13 protein-coding genes are annotated in these 15,268 nt (G+C 67.7%); 10 read left to right on the top strand and 3 right to left on the bottom strand.

Features of this window, described 5'->3' with window-relative positions; all coding sequences use genetic code 11:
• Positions 1-28: 28 nt before the first annotated feature.
• Positions 29-1,279: a LysR family transcriptional regulator gene (locus J7024_RS22285; RefSeq protein WP_124897509.1), complete on the bottom strand. Its 1,251-nt coding sequence runs from the start codon at positions 1,277-1,279 to the stop codon at positions 29-31.
• A gap of 425 nt (positions 1,280-1,704) precedes the next feature.
• Between J7024_RS22285 and J7024_RS22280 the strand changes: the two genes are divergently transcribed.
• The 8 genes from J7024_RS22280 (at position 1,705) to J7024_RS22245 (ending at position 10,620) form a co-directional block, all read left to right on the top strand.
• Entirely contained in the window at positions 1,705-1,941 is a 237-nt protein-coding gene (locus J7024_RS22280; protein WP_124897510.1) for a hypothetical protein, read from the top strand.
• 78 nt (positions 1,942-2,019) lie between these two features.
• The gene (locus J7024_RS22275) at positions 2,020-3,324 is read left to right on the top strand and encodes a gallate dioxygenase (RefSeq protein ID WP_124897511.1); all 1,305 of its coding nucleotides are present in this window, start codon (positions 2,020-2,022) and stop codon (positions 3,322-3,324) included.
• A 127-nt stretch (positions 3,325-3,451) separates the two neighbouring features.
• The gene (locus J7024_RS22270; protein ID WP_124897512.1) at positions 3,452-4,801 is read left to right on the top strand and encodes an MFS transporter; all 1,350 of its coding nucleotides are present in this window, start codon (positions 3,452-3,454) and stop codon (positions 4,799-4,801) included.
• A gap of 73 nt (positions 4,802-4,874) precedes the next feature.
• Complete coding sequence (locus tag J7024_RS22265; RefSeq protein WP_175751524.1) at positions 4,875-5,900, top strand: amidohydrolase family protein; 1,026 nt, start codon at positions 4,875-4,877, stop codon at positions 5,898-5,900.
• Positions 5,901-5,902: 2 nt separating this feature from the next.
• Positions 5,903-6,586, top strand: a complete 684-nt coding sequence (gene ligK, locus J7024_RS22260; RefSeq protein ID WP_124897514.1) for a 4-carboxy-4-hydroxy-2-oxoadipate aldolase/oxaloacetate decarboxylase — start codon at positions 5,903-5,905, stop codon at positions 6,584-6,586.
• 14 nt (positions 6,587-6,600) lie between these two features.
• Entirely contained in the window at positions 6,601-7,308 is a 708-nt protein-coding gene (locus tag J7024_RS22255; RefSeq protein ID WP_124897515.1) for a substrate-binding domain-containing protein, read from the top strand.
• 212 nt (positions 7,309-7,520) lie between these two features.
• Positions 7,521-9,332, top strand: a complete 1,812-nt coding sequence (locus tag J7024_RS22250; RefSeq protein ID WP_124897516.1) for a tannase/feruloyl esterase family alpha/beta hydrolase — start codon at positions 7,521-7,523, stop codon at positions 9,330-9,332.
• A gap of 70 nt (positions 9,333-9,402) precedes the next feature.
• Positions 9,403-10,620, top strand: a complete 1,218-nt coding sequence (locus tag J7024_RS22245; protein ID WP_234745509.1) for a porin — start codon at positions 9,403-9,405, stop codon at positions 10,618-10,620.
• A 77-nt stretch (positions 10,621-10,697) separates the two neighbouring features.
• Here the strand turns inward: J7024_RS22245 and J7024_RS22240 are convergent, their stop codons facing one another.
• Together J7024_RS22240 and J7024_RS22235 are read right to left on the bottom strand one after the other, a co-directional pair.
• Positions 10,698-11,390 carry a pentapeptide repeat-containing protein gene (locus tag J7024_RS22240; RefSeq protein WP_124897518.1) on the bottom strand — a complete coding sequence of 231 codons (693 nt, stop codon included), beginning with the start codon at positions 11,388-11,390 and terminating at the stop codon, positions 10,698-10,700.
• Positions 11,391-11,467: 77 nt separating this feature from the next.
• On the bottom strand, positions 11,468-12,106 hold the full coding sequence (locus tag J7024_RS22235) for a TetR/AcrR family transcriptional regulator (protein ID WP_124897519.1): 639 nt from the start codon (positions 12,104-12,106) through the stop codon (positions 11,468-11,470).
• A 240-nt stretch (positions 12,107-12,346) separates the two neighbouring features.
• Here J7024_RS22235 and J7024_RS22230 point away from each other — a divergent pair, with 240 nt between their 5' ends.
• Positions 12,347-13,471, top strand: a complete 1,125-nt coding sequence (locus tag J7024_RS22230) for a Rieske 2Fe-2S domain-containing protein (RefSeq protein ID WP_124897520.1) — start codon at positions 12,347-12,349, stop codon at positions 13,469-13,471.
• Between the two features lie 12 nt (positions 13,472-13,483).
• Positions 13,484-15,220, top strand: coding sequence for an FAD-dependent oxidoreductase (locus J7024_RS22225; RefSeq protein ID WP_234745508.1), 1,737 nt, complete (start codon positions 13,484-13,486; stop codon positions 15,218-15,220).
• The last annotated feature ends 48 nt before the right edge of the window (positions 15,221-15,268 follow it).

Genomic DNA, 15,268 nt, shown 5'->3' with positions numbered 1-15,268 from the left:
CGCGTTGCGCGGCGGCCATGTGCTTTCGTTATCGTGCGGCCATGGCGTGCGGCGTGCGCGCGACTTCGGTCGCCACGACGCGAATCGCGTCGATCAGCGCGCGCGCGGCCGGCGACGGCGGGCTGCCGGCGCGCGTCATCAGGCCGATGTCTCGGGTCGTCTCGCGCATCGGCACATCGAGCACGGTCAGCAGCCCCGCTTCGCATTCGTAGTGCAGTTGCTGCGCGGACAGCACCGCCAGCATGTCGGTGTGCAGCAGCACGCCGCGGATCACGGCGAGGTCGGCGCTCTCGACCGTCGGCATCGGCGGCTTGAGCTTCATGCGCCGGAACAGCGATTCGAACAGGCCGCGCGCGGGCGAGTGGCTGCGCGGCAGGATCCATTGTGCGTCGGCCACGCTCCCGAGCCCCAGGTTGCGCACGCTCGCGAGCGGATGATCGTGCCGCGCCAAGACCACGAGGCTCTCCGACATCACGCGTTCGTTCTCGAGATCGCTCGCGGGATCGCTCGCGCGCAACGCGCCGAGGATGAAGTCGATGTCGCCGGCGCGCACGCCGGCGACGAGCGCTTCGTATGCGCTTTCGTCGGTGATCACGCGGACTTTCGGGAAGCGCGTGACGACGCGTGCGACCGCTTCGGGCAGGATCAGCGTGCGGCCGAGCGGCAGCGCGCCGACGGTCACGACGCCCTGGATGCTGCCGTGCAACGCGGCGACGTCGTCGGCGACGTGCCGCAACTCGTTCAGCGCGCGCCGCACGTGCAGCAGGAATGTTTCGCCGTCGGTCGTCAGCAGCAGGCCGCGCGGATGGCGATGGAACAACGCGAACCCCGCACCGCTTTCGAGAATCCGGATCGCGCTGCTGACGGCCGGCTGCGTGACGCCGAGCGTGCGTGCCGCGCTCGGCATGTGCCGGTGCCGCGCAAGCGTCGAGAACAGTTGCAGCCGCCGCGTGCTGAGCAGGTATGCGGGCAGCCCGCCGTCGGCCGACGCGCGGCGGCGCGACTGGCGCAGTGCGCACCAGTTCGCGAGCGCACCGAGTTCGGCGAACACGCGCTCGCCGCGTTTCAATACCGCACGCCCGACCGGCGTCGCGAGCATTCCCGACGGCTTGCGGTCGAACAGCGCCTCGCCGAGGGTCGTTTCGAGATCCTGCACCGCACGCGTGACGGCCGACTGCGCGCGAAATAGCGTCGCGGCCGCCCGGCTCACGCTGCCGGTTTCGGCCACGCGCTGCACCGCGTACAGGCATGCGAGGTTCGGTAGTTCGGTGTCGTCCATGGGGCGGTCGGTGGGTCTGCGCGCGTCGTGTCGACGGTTGACCGACTTTACCGGAACGGTGGCGCCGGAGCTTGCGTCGTGCTTATCGATCTATCTGTTTTATTTATCGGTTGTGAAGCGCGCGGCGGTATCGCGGTGCCGGCGGCCGCGGGCGAGCCCGCGCGCGAGCGCCATATCCGGCGGGCCTTCCGGGCGCTGACGCGGCCGATCGCATGCCGCCTGAAAGCTCGTCGGGCATGCGGTTTCATCGGTTTATTAGGGTTTGCCCTGACTGTCTGGCCAGGCCACCGAATGAGTAATTTCGATCCCGGGCACTGCACAAGCGCGGTGGCCGGCGCATCGGACCGCCATCTGATTCATTGTTGGTCCGATCACGAAAGGGCTTGGCCGAGTGCGCCGCCCGAACTCACGAGCGAGGCGGCGCAATGGGACGACAGTACATCGTCGGGGCCGGCGATCCGGTCGCAGGCAGCGCGACGGACGCCGTGCAGGCGCGCGCGCCGTTTGCCGGCACGGTACGTGCCGGTATCCGCGGCGGCCTGACGGGCGCGGTGCTGATCCGGGTGTACGAAGCGCTGGTGTCGGTCGGCGCGCAGCACCCGATGCCGCTCGCGCTGGTCGTCAAGCGCAGCTTCGCGCCGCAGCCGTACGGCCGCGCGTAGCCGGCGAACACGCACGCATTCAATCTGTTGCGGACGGCGAGGCCGGGCCGCATTCGAGCATCACGAAGGAGCACAGGCATGGCACGGATTATCGGGGGCATCGCGGCCTCCCACACGCCCACGATCGGGTTCGCGTTCGACAAGAACAAGCAGGACGATCCGGCCTGGGCGCCGATCTTCGAAAACTTCGCACCGCTCGCCGGGTGGCTCGCCGAGAAGCGCCCCGACGTGCTGCTGTTCATCTACAACGACCATGTGACGTCGTTCTTCTTCGATCACTACTCGGCGTTCTCGCTGGGCGTCGGGCCGCAGTGGCAGCCGGCGGACGAGGGCGGCGGCGCGCGCGACCTGCCGCCGATCGCCGGTCATCCGGCGCTGGCCGCGCATATCGGCCAGTCGCTGATGGCCGACGAGTTCGACATGTCGTTCTTCCAGGACAAGCCGCTCGACCACGGCTGCTTCTCGCCGCTGTCGGTGCTGTGTCCGCACCGGCCCGACTGGCCGGTGCGGCTCGTGCCGCTGCAGATGGGCGTGCTGCAGTTGCCGGTGCCGTCCGCGCGCCGCTTCTACCGGCTCGGGCAGGCTCTGCGGCGCGCGATCGAGAGCTATCCGGAAGACCTGCGCGTGGCGATCGTCGCGACCGGCGGGCTGTCGCACCAGGTGCACGGCGAGCGCTCGGGCTTCAACAATCCGGAATGGGACGCACGCTTTCTCGACCTGTTCGAGCGCGACCCCGAACGTCTCGCCGGCATGACGCTCGGCGAATACGCGACGCTCGGCGGCTTCGAAGGGGCCGAGGTCGTGATGTGGCTCACGATGCGCGGTGCGTTGCCGGCGGGTGTCGTGTGCCGTCATCGCAGCTACTACCTGCCATCGATGACGGGGATCGCGACGGCCGTCTACGAGCCCGCGGACACCGACGTCGACGAGGTGGCGGCCGAACGGCACCGGCAACGGCTGGCGGCCGAGCTGGCCGGCGTCGAGACGCTGCCGGGCACGTATCCGTTCACGATCGAGCGCGCCGTCCGCGCGTACCGGATCAACGACTATCTGCACCGGATGATCGAACCCGCGCATCGCGCGCAGTTCCTGAGCGACCCGGAAGCGAGCTTCGAAGCGGCGGGCCTCAGCACGCAGGAGCGCGAGCTGATCCGCCAGCGCGACTGGCCGGGCCTGTTGCGCCATGGCGTGATCTTCTTCCTGCTGGAAAAGCTGGGCGCGGTGACGGGCGTATCGAACCTGCACATCTACGCGGCGATGCGCGGCGAATCGCTGGAGGATTTCCAGCGCACGCGCAATGCGCCGGGCGCGCTGTACTCGGTGGCCGGCAAGAGTGCGGGCACGCTCGGCTGGGACGGCGCCGGGGAGAAACGCAATCCGTAACGCGTAACGAAGGAGCACGCGGCAGCGCGGCGCCTTCCAGGACGGAAATCCGGCAGCATGCCAGGCCGTATAAATAGGACGACGAATCGATATGAACGATCGTCGCCAAGGAGACAGGAGATAGATGATGGCAAGTGGCAAGACAATCGACATCAAGTCGTTCATCGACGACCGGCCGGTCTCGCGCTACCAGTGGCTGCTGGTCGTGCTGTGCTGCCTCGTCGTGATCGCCGACGGGATGGACGTCGCGATCATGGGGTTCGTTGCGCCTTCGGTGATTCGTGACTGGGCGATCTCGCGGCCCGAGTTCGGGCTCGTGATGAGCGCCGCGCCGATCGGGCTCGTGATCGGCGCGCTGGTGGCCGGCCCGAGCGCCGACCGGTTCGGGCGCAAGCGCGTGCTGATCGCGTCGGTGTTCCTGTTCGGCGTGTTCACGATCGTGACCGCGCACGCGCATTCGCCGTTCGAGATGGCGATGCTGCGCCTGCTGACCGGCATCGGTCTGGGCGCCGCGATGCCGAACACGACGACGCTTTTGTCGGAGTACGCGCCGCTACGGATGCGCGCGCTGATGATCACCGTGATGTTCACCGGCTTCAACCTCGGCTCGGCGCTGATCGGCTTCGTCGCCGGCTGGCTGATTCCGCTGCACGGCTGGCGCGCGGTGCTGCTGTTCGGCGGCACGCTGCCGCTGTTGCTGATCCCGCTGCAGCTGTGGCTGCTGCCGGAATCGGCGCGACTGATGGCCGTGCGCGGCGCGCCGTCGCAGCGCATCGGCGCACTGCTGAACCGCGTGTGCGGCGGGCAGTTCAGCGGCGACGAGACGTTCGTGTCGAACGAGCCGCCGCTGCCGACGCGCAAGCCGATCGGCGTGCTGTTCTCGCAGGGATATGGCCGCGTGACGCTGTCGCTGTGGATCACGTACTTCATGGGCCTGCTCGTGATCTATCTGCTGACCGGCTGGCTGCCGACGCTGATCAAGGACGCGGGCCTGTCCGTCAGCACGGCGGCGAACGTGACCGCGATGTTCCAGATCGGCGGCACGATCGGCGCGATCGGCGTGGGCTGGCTGATGGACCGCGTGCGGCCGGCGCCGGTGATCGGCGCCGCGTATCTCGGCGGCGGGCTGTGCGTGGCCGTGCTCGCGTGGACTGGTGTGCTGTCGTCGTCGCTCGCGCTGCTGGTGTTCGCGGCAGGTTTCTGCATGAGCGGTGCGCAGACGGGGCTGAACGCGTATGCGCCGGGACGCTATCCGACCGTTGCGCGCGCAACCGGCGTGAGCTGGATGCTGGGCATGGGCCGCTTCGGCAGCATCTTCGGCTCGGCGATCGGCGGTGCGCTGCTCGGGGTCGGCTGGAAGTTCGACGCGATCCTGTCGATGCTCGCGGTGCCGGCCGCGCTGGCGGCGATCGCGATCATGACGACGCAGCGCGCGAGCCCGCCCGAACCGCAGAAACTGGAAAACCCGGCGCACTGACGGCGTGTGGAAACCGCTGTCCGGCGCGGCTGCCGGCAGGGTGCCGGACCTATCATCAAACGCAGGAGCATCAATGATCATCGACATTCACGGCCACTACACCACTGCGCCGAAGGCGCTGGAAGCGTGGCGCAATCGTCAGGTCGCGGCGATCGGCAGCCCGTCGGAGCGGCCGTTGGTGGCCGAGCTGCACATCGGCGACGACGAACTGCGCGAATCGATCGAGCACAACCAGTTGCGCCTGATGCGCGAGCGTGGTCTCGACCTGACGATCTTCAGTCCGCGCGCGAGCTTCATGGCGCATCACATCGGCGATTTTTCGGTGTCGAGCACCTGGGCGGCCGTGTGCAACGAGCTGTGCCACCGTGTGCATCGCCTTTTTCCCGATCGCTTCGTGCCGGCCGCGATGCTGCCGCAGAGCCCGGGCGTCGACGTCGCGACCTGCATTCCGGAGCTCGTGCGCTGCGTCGAGGAATACGGCAACGTCGCGATCAACCTGAATCCCGATCCTTCCGGCGGCCACTGGACGAGCCCGCCGCTGTCGGACCGCTACTGGTACCCGATCTACGAGAAGATGGTCGAGTACGACATTCCCGCAATGATCCACGTGAGCACGAGTTGCAACGCGTGCTTCCACACGACGGGCGCGCACTACCTGAACGCCGACACGACGGCCTTCATGCAGTGCCTGACTTCCGACCTGTTCCGCGATTTCCCGACGCTGCGCTTCGTGATTCCGCACGGCGGCGGTGCGGTGCCGTATCACTGGGGGCGCTTTCGCGGGCTCGCGCAGGAGCTGAAGAAGCCGCTGCTGAAGGATCACCTGCTGAACAACGTGTTCTTCGATACGTGTGTCTATCACCAGCCGGGCATCGACCTGCTGACCGGCGTGATTCCGGTCGACAACATCCTGTTCGCGAGCGAGATGATCGGCGCGGTGCGTGGCATCGATCCCGAAACCGGCCATTACTACGACGACACGAAGCGCTACATCGAAGCATCGTCGCTCGATGCGCAGGCGCGTCACAAGATCTACGAAGGCAATGCACGGCGCGTGTATCCGCGCCTGGATGCGCAACTGAAAGCGAAGGGGCTGTGAACATGACTGAACTTGGCGTGGTGTACCGCACGATCCATCGTGCGGACCGGGATGTCGCGGCGCGCCTCGGCGCGCTCGGCTCGGCGACGGTGCACGAGGCGATGGGCCGCACGGGGCTGCTCAAGCCGTACATGCGGCCGATCTATCCGCACGCGCACGCGTCCGGCACCGCCGTCACGGTGCTGCTGCATCCGGGCGACAACTGGATGATGCACGTCGCGGCCGAACAGATTCAGCCCGGCGACGTGGTCGTCGCGGCGGTCACCGCGGATTGCACCGACGGCTATTTCGGCGACCTGCTCGCGACGAGCTTCAAGGCGCGCGGCGCGCATGCACTGATCATCGACGCCGGCGTGCGCGACGTCGCGGTGCTCGAGGCGATGCCGTTCCCGGTCTGGAGCAAGGCTGTTTCGGCGAAAGGCACGATCAAGGCGACGCTCGGCTCGGTGAACGTGCCGGTCGTCTGCGCGGGCGCGCTCGTCAATCCCGGCGACGTGATCGTCGCCGACGACGACGGCGTGGTCGCGGTGCCGGCCGCACGCGCGGCACAGGTGCTCGAGAAGGCCGTCGCGCGCGAGGCGAACGAAGCCGCGAAGCGCGCGAAGCTCGCGTCTGGCGTGCTCGGTCTCGACATGTACGACATGCGCGAGCCGTTGCGACAGGCCGGCTTGCGTTACATCGACTGATGCGGGCGGTGGCGATGGAGCAGACACCGGGCGCGACGGGCGCCGTCACGGGCATTTCGTCGATGGCGACGCGGTCGCTGCTTGCGCGGCTTGCGGCCGCTTACGAACACGAGACCGGCACGCGTGTCGCGATCACGTCGGTCGGCGGCGTCGATGCGGCGCGGCGCGTGCGAGAAGGCGAGCCGTTCGACTTTCTCGTGCTGGCGTCCGATGCGATCGAGCGGCTGGCGGCAGACGGCCATGTCGATCCGCGCAGCCGCGTGGCGATCGCGCGCTCGGGTATTGCGGTCGCGATTGCGGCGGGCCGTGTGCGGCCGGAGATCGGCACCGACGCCGCGTTGCGCGACACCGTCTTGCGGGCCGGCCGGATCGGCTATTCGACGGGGCCAAGCGGCACGCACCTGAGTCGTCTGTTCGCGCGTTGGGGCATCGCCGACGAGATCGCGCCGCGTCTCGTCCAGGCGCCGCCAGGCGTGCCGGTCGGTGCGTTGATCGCGTCCGGCGATGTTGAACTCGGTTTTCAGCAATTGAGCGAGCTGATGCACGTACAGGGCATCGCCGTTGTCGGCGCGCTGCCGGATGCCGCTCAGTCCGTGACGGTGTTCTCGGCAGCGATCTGCAATACCGCGCAGGACCGCGCAGCCGCGGCACGGTTTCTTGCGCATATCGCGTCGCCACAGGTTGATCGCGTCAAGCGCGAATACGGTATGGAACCCGCGTAAGGCCGCGGTCGGCCGGCGTCGATAAACGAATCGGATGGGATTCAGGCTTCTTCGCAACGGGTTCGGATACAGCACTTAGTCATACTGATGAAGTAACACGCGACAAGCCGGATCGGTCGGCTTTATCCGGTTTACCGCAGCACCTTCGCAACGTTGCCGCATCGCTCGTTCCGGGCGAGCGGCATATCGAACGGAACGACAAGGAGACAGACATGCAGGCGAACTGCAGGGCAGGGTGGTGGTTGAACGCGCGGCGTCGCGTGGCGGATGTCCGGCGTGGCGCGCTCGTTCGGATATGGGCAATCGGCGTCGTCTGGTTGTGCGCGGCGCTGGCCGGCTGGCCCGCCGCGGCGAACGCCGCAAGTGCCGCGAACGGCCTCGCGAATCTGCCGGCCGTGATGCCGGCGATGTCGTGCCCGTCGGTGGCGGCGCTCGACCTGAGCGGCGTGACCGACGGCACGGTGACGATCACGTCGGCGGTACTGCTGCCGGCCGGCACGGTCGTCGGGGCCAACGCGCTGCCCGCCCCCGTATGCGACGTGAAGGGCACGATCGGCCCGGGCGCGTCGCTGTTCGAACTGCAGTTGCCGACCCAGGGCTGGACGCTGCGTTATCTGCAAACCGGCTGCGGCGGCCTGTGTGGCAACCTGTCGGTCAACGCGCCGATGGCATCGACCTGCGTTCCGGTGACGAACGGCACGATCGCGATGGCCGCGACCGACATGGGGCACGAAGGCGGCAACGACGGCTCGTGGGCGCTCGACCCGAAGGCGAAGCTCGACTTCGCCTATCGCGCGGAACACGCGACCGCACAGGTCGCGAAGGCCATCATCGCGAAGTTCTATGGACGGCCCGCGCGATACGCGTATTTCGACGGCTGTTCGGACGGCGGCCGCGAGGCGCTGATGGAAGCGCAGCGTTTCCCCGACGACTTCGACGGCATCGCCGCCGGTGCGCCCGCCAACGACGTGATCGTGCAGAACACGTTCCACCATGCGTGGCCGGCCGCGGTCAACACGGACCCGAAGACAGGCAACGCGATCCTGCTCGCCGGCAAGCTGCCGATGCTGCACGCGGCTGTGCTGAAGGCGTGCGACGGGCTGGATGGCGTGGTCGACGGCGTGATCGACAATCCGCGCGCATGCCGGTTCGATCCCGCGACGCTCGTCTGCGCGAAGGGGCAATCCACCGCGACCTGTCTGACGCCGCAGGAAGCCGACGTCGTGCGCCGGATTCACGATGGCGCGACCGCGGCGAACGGTACGCGGCTCGAGCCGCCCGTGTCGCGCGAATGGGGCTCGGAGCTGAACTGGGACCTGTTCGTTCCGGCGACCGCGGCCGCGCCAAGCGGCACGATCAGCTTCGTGCTGCCGTTTCTGCGCTATCTCGACTATTACAACGCGTCGTATCCGGCCGCGACGATCGGCGACCTGAAATTCTCGGTAGACGCGTTCGCGAAGACGGTGCCGGTGTCGAACTACATGGCCGCGACCGACCCCGACCTCGGCCGCTTCGCCGGCCGCGGCGGCAAGCTGCTGCTGTGGCACGGGCTGGAGGACCAGCACATCTCGCCGCGTTCGAGCATCGAGTACTACGAAGCGATGAAGCGCGACATGGGCGATACGAACGTCGAGCGCTTCGCGCGCTTCTACCTGTTCCCGGGTGTCGCGCACTGCGGCGGCGGGCAGGGGCCGAACGTGTTCGATGTCCTCACGCCGCTGATGGCGTGGACCGAGACGGGCGCAACGCCCGGCCGGATCGTCGCGTCGATCGTCGATGCGAACGGCAATACGACGCGTACGCGCCCGGTGTTTCCGTATCCGGCCACCGCGCGCTACACCGGCGCCGGCAGCACCGACGATGCGGCCAGTTTCGTCGCCGACACGCCGAAGGCCGACCCGTACGTCGACCTGCACTGGGCCGGCGAATGGCTGTACTCGCCGGGGTACGAGGCGCAATGCCAGGTCAGGGGTTCGCAACTCGTTTGCACGGGCGGCAACGGCTGGCATGTGTATCGACCGTGATCCGGCGATGGCGAGCCGCCACCACAACAACGCATTCACCACTCAACAAGGCAAGGAAGGAGACTGATCGATGAAGAAGCAGGCATTGCGGGCGGTGCTGACGTCCGGCGTCGCGATGGCGGCGGTCGCACCGGCATTCGCGCAGAGCAGCGTGACGCTGTACGGGATCGTCGACAACGGGATCGGCTACCAGAGCAACGCGACGACGCTCGGCTCGACGGGCGGCGGCAAGTCCGTCGTCCGGATGAACCAGGGTGTGTGGGCCGGCAGCCGGTTCGGGCTGAAGGGCGCCGAAGACCTCGGCGGCGGCGCGAAGGCGATCTTCACGCTCGAATCGGGATTCAATTCGGCTTCGGGTGCCACGCAATACACCGATGCGATGTTCGGCCGGCAGGCGTGGGTCGGGCTGACCCACGCGACGTACGGCACGCTGACCGCGGGGCGGCAATATGCGTCGTACTACCAGACGATGGCGCCGTTCAGTCCGACCACGTGGGTCACCGGCTACTACGGCGCGCATCCGGGCGACGTCGACGGGCTCGACACCATCTACCGCGCGAACGACACGATCGAATACACGTCGCCGAAATGGTACGGCCTGACGCTGAGCGGTTCGTATTCGCTTGGCGGTGTGGCCGGCAGCACGAACGCCGGCTCGACGTGGGCGACCGGCATCCAGTACGCGGCCGGCCCGTTCGGTGTCGGCGTCGCGTTCGAGCGCGTGAACAACGCGAACACGGCCGGCGGCACATGGGGCGCGAATTCGACGACGTCGAACGGCGGCTCGCAGGTCGGCGTGTCGGCGCTGACGAACGGTTACCAGACCGCGAAGGCGCAGCAGCGGTTCGCGGTCGGCCTCAGCTACCGGTTCAGCGACGCGTGGGATGCGACGGCCACGTACACCAACACCGAATACATCCCTGGCTCGGCGTCGAAATTCTTCAATACCGCGATCTTCAACACGGCCGGTGCGGTGCTGCACTGGAAGCCGTCGGCGGTGTGGGATTTCGGCGCGGGCTATGCGTATACGCGTGCGACCGAGTCGAACGGCATCACCGACAGCGCGCAGTATCACCAGTTCAACCTGTCGCAGTACTACGCGTTGTCGAAGCGTACCGGGCTGTACCTGCTGGAAGCGTATCAGCACGCGAAGGGCAAGACGCTCGGCACGAGCGGCGCGGGCAGCATCGTCGATGCGACCACGACGCTGGGCGACGGGTTCAACAGCGCGCCGTCGTCGACGGGTAACCAGTTCGCGTTTGGTGCGGGGATCATTCACCGGTTCTGATCGCGTGCGACGTGCGCCACGGCGGCGCGCGTCGTTCGGCTGCAGGCCGCGCTGCGGTTGCCGCAACGCCGCAGCCATCACATGACGCGAATCCCGAAATTCTCGATCAGCAGCGCGGCCTGGTCGTGCGACACGATCGCGCCGCGCAGCACGCCCGACGCGAGCAGCTTGGGCGTGCCGTCCAGCTCGACGTCGCGCAGGTCGGCGCCGTCGAAGCGGGCATCGTTCAGATGTGCGTTGCGCAGGCTGCCGCCTTCGAACACGGCGTCGCGAAAGTCCGCGCCGGCGAGATCGGCGTCCGAGAAGTCGAGCGCGACGAGTCGCGTCTTCCGGAATGAAAAGCGGCGCAAGCTCGCGCCGACGAGCAATGTGTTCGAGAACGCGATGCCGAGCGTCTTGCATTCGTCGAAATCGGCGCCGGTCAACCGGCATTCATCGAAGCGCGCCGAGCCGAGTTTGCTGCGTCGCCAGCTCGTGTTGTTGAGGTCGCAGGACTGAAACTGCGCGTCTTCGAGATCGACGGACGCGAAGCTCGCCTGGCGCGCGCGGCAGCGAATCCAGGCGGTTTGCGCGAGCGTGGCGCCGACGAACGACGTTTCCGCGAGCGCGCAGCGCTCGAACCGTACGCCGCGCAAGTCGAGCCGCGACAAGTCCGCGCCTTCGAGGTCGCAGTCTTCCAGATGAAGCGGTGCAGGCGAGCTTTCGACGAGAAGCAGCAGGTCGGCGCGATCGAGCGTTCGGCCGGAGACAGAAACTCCGCAGGTCGTCATGGGGTGATCCGGTGTGAGTTGAATGGGGGCGGGGCCGGCAGGAACGATATCGGCCGGGTTGTGCGGCAGGTCGCCGTTCAGCGCGCTGCCTTCATCCGCGCCGCGACCGGCTTGCCGGCCGGCTCGCGCGGGAACGTCAGCAGGATGCGCATCTGCGCGCGCATTGCCGGCTCGTCGGCCGGCACGAGGCAGTATGCGAGCCCGATGCGGCTGATCAGCGCGATGATGTCGTCGAGCGCGGGCACCTGTGCGCCGTGCGCGGCGACGTATTCGCCATACGGTTTTTCCAGCACGCGTTGCCACATCGGCGCGATGTTCTCGACGATGTAGCCGAACACGTCGGTGGACAGGTTGGTGGCCAGGTAGTTGTGGTGAAAGCCGCCGTGATGACGATCGCGGTAGCGCACCGCGAAGCACACGCTCTCTTCGCAGTAGGCCTCGAAATCCTGCTCGAAGCCGGTGAGAGCGCGCTGCATCTCGTCGAAGAACTCGGCGTTCTGCACGCCGATCACGCCCTGGATCAACGCCTTCTTCGTACTGAAATACCGATACAGCGTGCGCCGCGAAATATTCGCACGGCGTGCGACGTCGTCGATCGACAGGCGGTCGATCCCGTGCTCGATCATCGCGTCGAGCGTCGCGCGCAGGATTGCGCTTCGCCCGTCATCGACGCTGTCCATCCTGCTGGCGTCGCCCCAGCGCAGTTGCCGATCCATACCCTTCCTCGATGCCGTGTGTCGCGCGGCCCGTCCCGATGTGCCGGTGTGCCGACCGAATGCGTCAGCACCGGATTTTCTCACACATTGTCACAAAATTGGAATTTGTGTCATTATGAGCGTCACAAATTAGAGAATTTGTGACATAGCGCTCGGGCGGATCGATCGGCCCGACGTGCTCCCGGCAAGGTCCGCCATACGGATGCAGGGCTGCGCCTCTCGACTGGAAGGAGACGATCCATGACCGAATCACTCGCGCCGGCCAGCCGGCATCCCGTTCACCGGATTCATGCGGCGCCGATCGACGCGCGCTATGCCCGCGGCTGGCATTGCCTCGGCCTCGCCGACGACTACCGCGACGGCCGGGCGCATGGCCTGTCGGTGTTTGGCACGCGCGTGGTCGTGTTCCAGGGCGAGGACGGACGGTTGCGGATCCTCGACGGCTATTGCCCGCATATGGGCGCCGACCTCGGGCGCGGACACGTCGAAGGCAATGCGCTGGCGTGTCCGTTTCACGGCTGGTCGTGGGACGGCGACGGCACCTGCGTCGCGATTCCGTATTCGCAGCGGATCCCGCCGAAGGCGCGCATCAAGTCGTGGCCGGTGCTGGAGCAGAACCGCCTGCTGTTCGTATGGAACGATCCGGAGGGCAACGTGCCCGATCCGGCGGTGGAGATTCCGCGCATCGCCGCGTGTTTCTCCGATGCATGGAGCGACTGGGCGATCGTCAAATGGGTGATCGGCACGAATTGCCGCGAGCTGATCGACAACCAGTCCGACATGGCGCACTTCGGCCCCGTGCACGGCGCGCCGATCGACTACTTCTGCAATACGTTCGAGGGCCCGGTGGCGTACCAGAAGCTGCGCGGCGGCAGTACGCGGCTCGCCGGCAGCGGCGGCCTGACGGCCGACTCCGCGTACTTCGGCCCGGCGTACCACGTCACGCTGATGACGGGCGAAGCGCATGGGCAGCCGCTCCGGTCGATCCTGCTCAACAGCCACGTGCCGATCGATACGAACAGCTTCGAGCTGCGCTTCGGCGTGATGGTCGAACGGAATCCGGCGCTCACGGAGGAACAGAATCGCGCGATGGTCGACGGCTACGTGCAGGCCGCGCAGTCGGCGTTCCGCGAGGACGTCGCGATCTGGGATCACAAGACGCGCGTCGACAACCCGCTGCTGTGCGAGGGCGACGGACCGATCTACCGGCTGCGCCAGTGGTATCGGCAGTTCTATACCGACGTGGCCGCGTTGCCCGCGCAGCACGCGCGCGTCGAGGTGCACGAGTACCGCGGCGAGCACGGCGCGTGGCGCCAGCTCGCCGACGTGCCGGCCGATGCCGCGAGCCGGCTCGCGACGATCTGACGGGAGGCCATCATGCACGACGATCGACACGATCCGCTCGGCGACGCCACGTACGACGTGGTGGTGGTGGGCTCCGGCGCGGGCGCGATGACGGCGGCGCTGCGCGCGCACGATCAGGGGCTGTCAGTTCTGGTGGTCGAGAAAAGCACCGTCTACGGCGGCACGACGGCGGTGTCCGGTGGCGGCATCTGGATTCCCTGCAACGACCAGATCGCCGCGCTCGGCGGAAACGATTCGTATGACGAAGCGATTACGTATCTGCGCGATGTGGTCGGCGAGGATTTCGACGCGCAGCGGATTGACGCGTATCTCGAGAACGGCCCGAAGATGGTCGCGTATCTCGCGAAGCACGCACACACCCGTTTCAACGCGGTGCCGCGTTATCCCGACTACTACCCGGATTGCAAGGGCGGCAAGCCCGGCTACCGGACGATGGAGCCGGCGGCGTTCGATGCCGCGCGGCTCGGCGCGCATTTCGACACGTTGCGCGCGCCGTCGCCGGCCACGCTGATCGGCGGGCGCATCGCGATGACGCAGATCGAGGCGCACACGATTCTCGCGAAGGAGCGCGGCTGGCTGCGGCTCGCCGCGCGCCTGATGCTGCGCTATGCGACCGATTTCAGATGGCGCCGCCGTACGCCGCGCGACCGGCGCCTGACGCTCGGCAACGCGCTCGTCGCGAGCCTGCGCGCGGCGCTCGCGCAGCGCGGCATGGCGTTGTGGCTCGATACGCCGATGCGCTCGCTGCATACCGACGGCGCGCGCGTGGACGGCGTGATCGTCGAGCGCGACGGCCGGCCGTTCGGCATTCGCGCGACGCACGGCGTCGTGCTCGCGTGTGGCGGATTCGAAGCGAACCAGGCGATGCGCGACCAGTATCTGCCGAAGCCGACGCGCGCCGAATGGAGCGCGGCACCGCCGATCAACACCGGCGACGGCATCCGCGCGGGACTCGCGCTCGGCGCCGGCGTCGCGCTGATGGATTTCGTGTGGGGTGTGCCGACGGTGCGCGTGCCGGGCGAGGAGAAGCAGCGCGGGCTGTTCGTCGAGCGCTCGGCGCCGCGCTGCGTGATGGTCAACCGGCTCGGACGGCGCTTCGTCAACGAATCAGCGCCGTATCCGGACGTGATCCACGCGATGTATGCCGACCAGGCGAAAACCGGGGCCAACGTACCGGCGTGGCTGATTTTCGATGCCGAATACCGGAAGCGTTATCCGTGCGGCGTGTTGCTGCCGGGCAGCGTGCAGCCCGACAGCAAGATGCCGGCCGGCTGGCTGGACTCGGTCATCTATCGCGCCGGCACGCTGGCCGAGCTGGCCGCGAAGATCGGCGTGGATGCGCAGGGGCTCGCGCAGACGATCGAGCAGATGAACGGCTATGCGCGAACGGGCATCGATACCGAGTTCGGCAAGGGCGGCAACCTGTTCGACCGCTATTACGGCGATTCGTCGTCGAAGCCCAATCCGTGCCTCGGGCCGATCAAGCGTGCGCCGTTCTATGCGCTGCGGATCGATCCCGGCGAGATCGGCACGAAAGGCGGCTTGCGCACCGACGCGCATGCGCGCGTGCTGCGGCCCGACGGCTCGGTGATCGACGGGCTCTACGCGCTCGGCAATACGTCGGCGGCCGTGATGGGCAAGACCTATCCGGGCCCCGGCTCGACGATCGGGCCCGCGATGACGTTCGGCTACGTCGCGGCCGAGCATATTGCGGCCGTGCGGCAGGCGGCGGAGGCGGTCGTGCAATAGGCGGGGCGCGCGCGGGCGGCGAATCCAGCTTCCGCGCGCGTCGTCAGC

It is taken from the genome of Burkholderia sp. WTPI3 (genome assembly GCF_021483755.1).
Lineage (GTDB): Bacteria > Pseudomonadota > Gammaproteobacteria > Burkholderiales > Burkholderiaceae > Burkholderia.
Note: the sequence above shows the minus strand (reverse complement) of the source record. Positions and strands in the feature narration are given on the sequence as shown.

What these genes read in the sequence shown, in the direction of transcription:
- J7024_RS22285 (WP_124897509.1), bottom strand. Translation starts at nt 1,279, where the DNA reads ATGGACGACACCGAACTACCGAACCTCGCATGCCTGTACGCGGTGCAG.
- J7024_RS22280 (WP_124897510.1), top strand. Translation starts at nt 1,705, where the DNA reads ATGGGACGACAGTACATCGTCGGGGCCGGCGATCCGGTCGCAGGCAGC.
- J7024_RS22275 (WP_124897511.1), top strand. Translation starts at nt 2,020, where the DNA reads ATGGCACGGATTATCGGGGGCATCGCGGCCTCCCACACGCCCACGATC.
- J7024_RS22270 (WP_124897512.1), top strand. Translation starts at nt 3,452, where the DNA reads ATGGCAAGTGGCAAGACAATCGACATCAAGTCGTTCATCGACGACCGG.
- J7024_RS22265 (WP_175751524.1), top strand. Translation starts at nt 4,875, where the DNA reads ATGATCATCGACATTCACGGCCACTACACCACTGCGCCGAAGGCGCTG.
- ligK (WP_124897514.1), top strand. Translation starts at nt 5,903, where the DNA reads ATGACTGAACTTGGCGTGGTGTACCGCACGATCCATCGTGCGGACCGG.
- J7024_RS22255 (WP_124897515.1), top strand. Translation starts at nt 6,601, where the DNA reads ATGGAGCAGACACCGGGCGCGACGGGCGCCGTCACGGGCATTTCGTCG.
- J7024_RS22250 (WP_124897516.1), top strand. Translation starts at nt 7,521, where the DNA reads ATGCAGGCGAACTGCAGGGCAGGGTGGTGGTTGAACGCGCGGCGTCGC.
- J7024_RS22245 (WP_234745509.1), top strand. Translation starts at nt 9,403, where the DNA reads ATGAAGAAGCAGGCATTGCGGGCGGTGCTGACGTCCGGCGTCGCGATG.
- J7024_RS22240 (WP_124897518.1), bottom strand. Translation starts at nt 11,390, where the DNA reads ATGACGACCTGCGGAGTTTCTGTCTCCGGCCGAACGCTCGATCGCGCC.
- J7024_RS22235 (WP_124897519.1), bottom strand. Translation starts at nt 12,106, where the DNA reads ATGGATCGGCAACTGCGCTGGGGCGACGCCAGCAGGATGGACAGCGTC.
- J7024_RS22230 (WP_124897520.1), top strand. Translation starts at nt 12,347, where the DNA reads ATGACCGAATCACTCGCGCCGGCCAGCCGGCATCCCGTTCACCGGATT.
- J7024_RS22225 (WP_234745508.1), top strand. Translation starts at nt 13,484, where the DNA reads ATGCACGACGATCGACACGATCCGCTCGGCGACGCCACGTACGACGTG.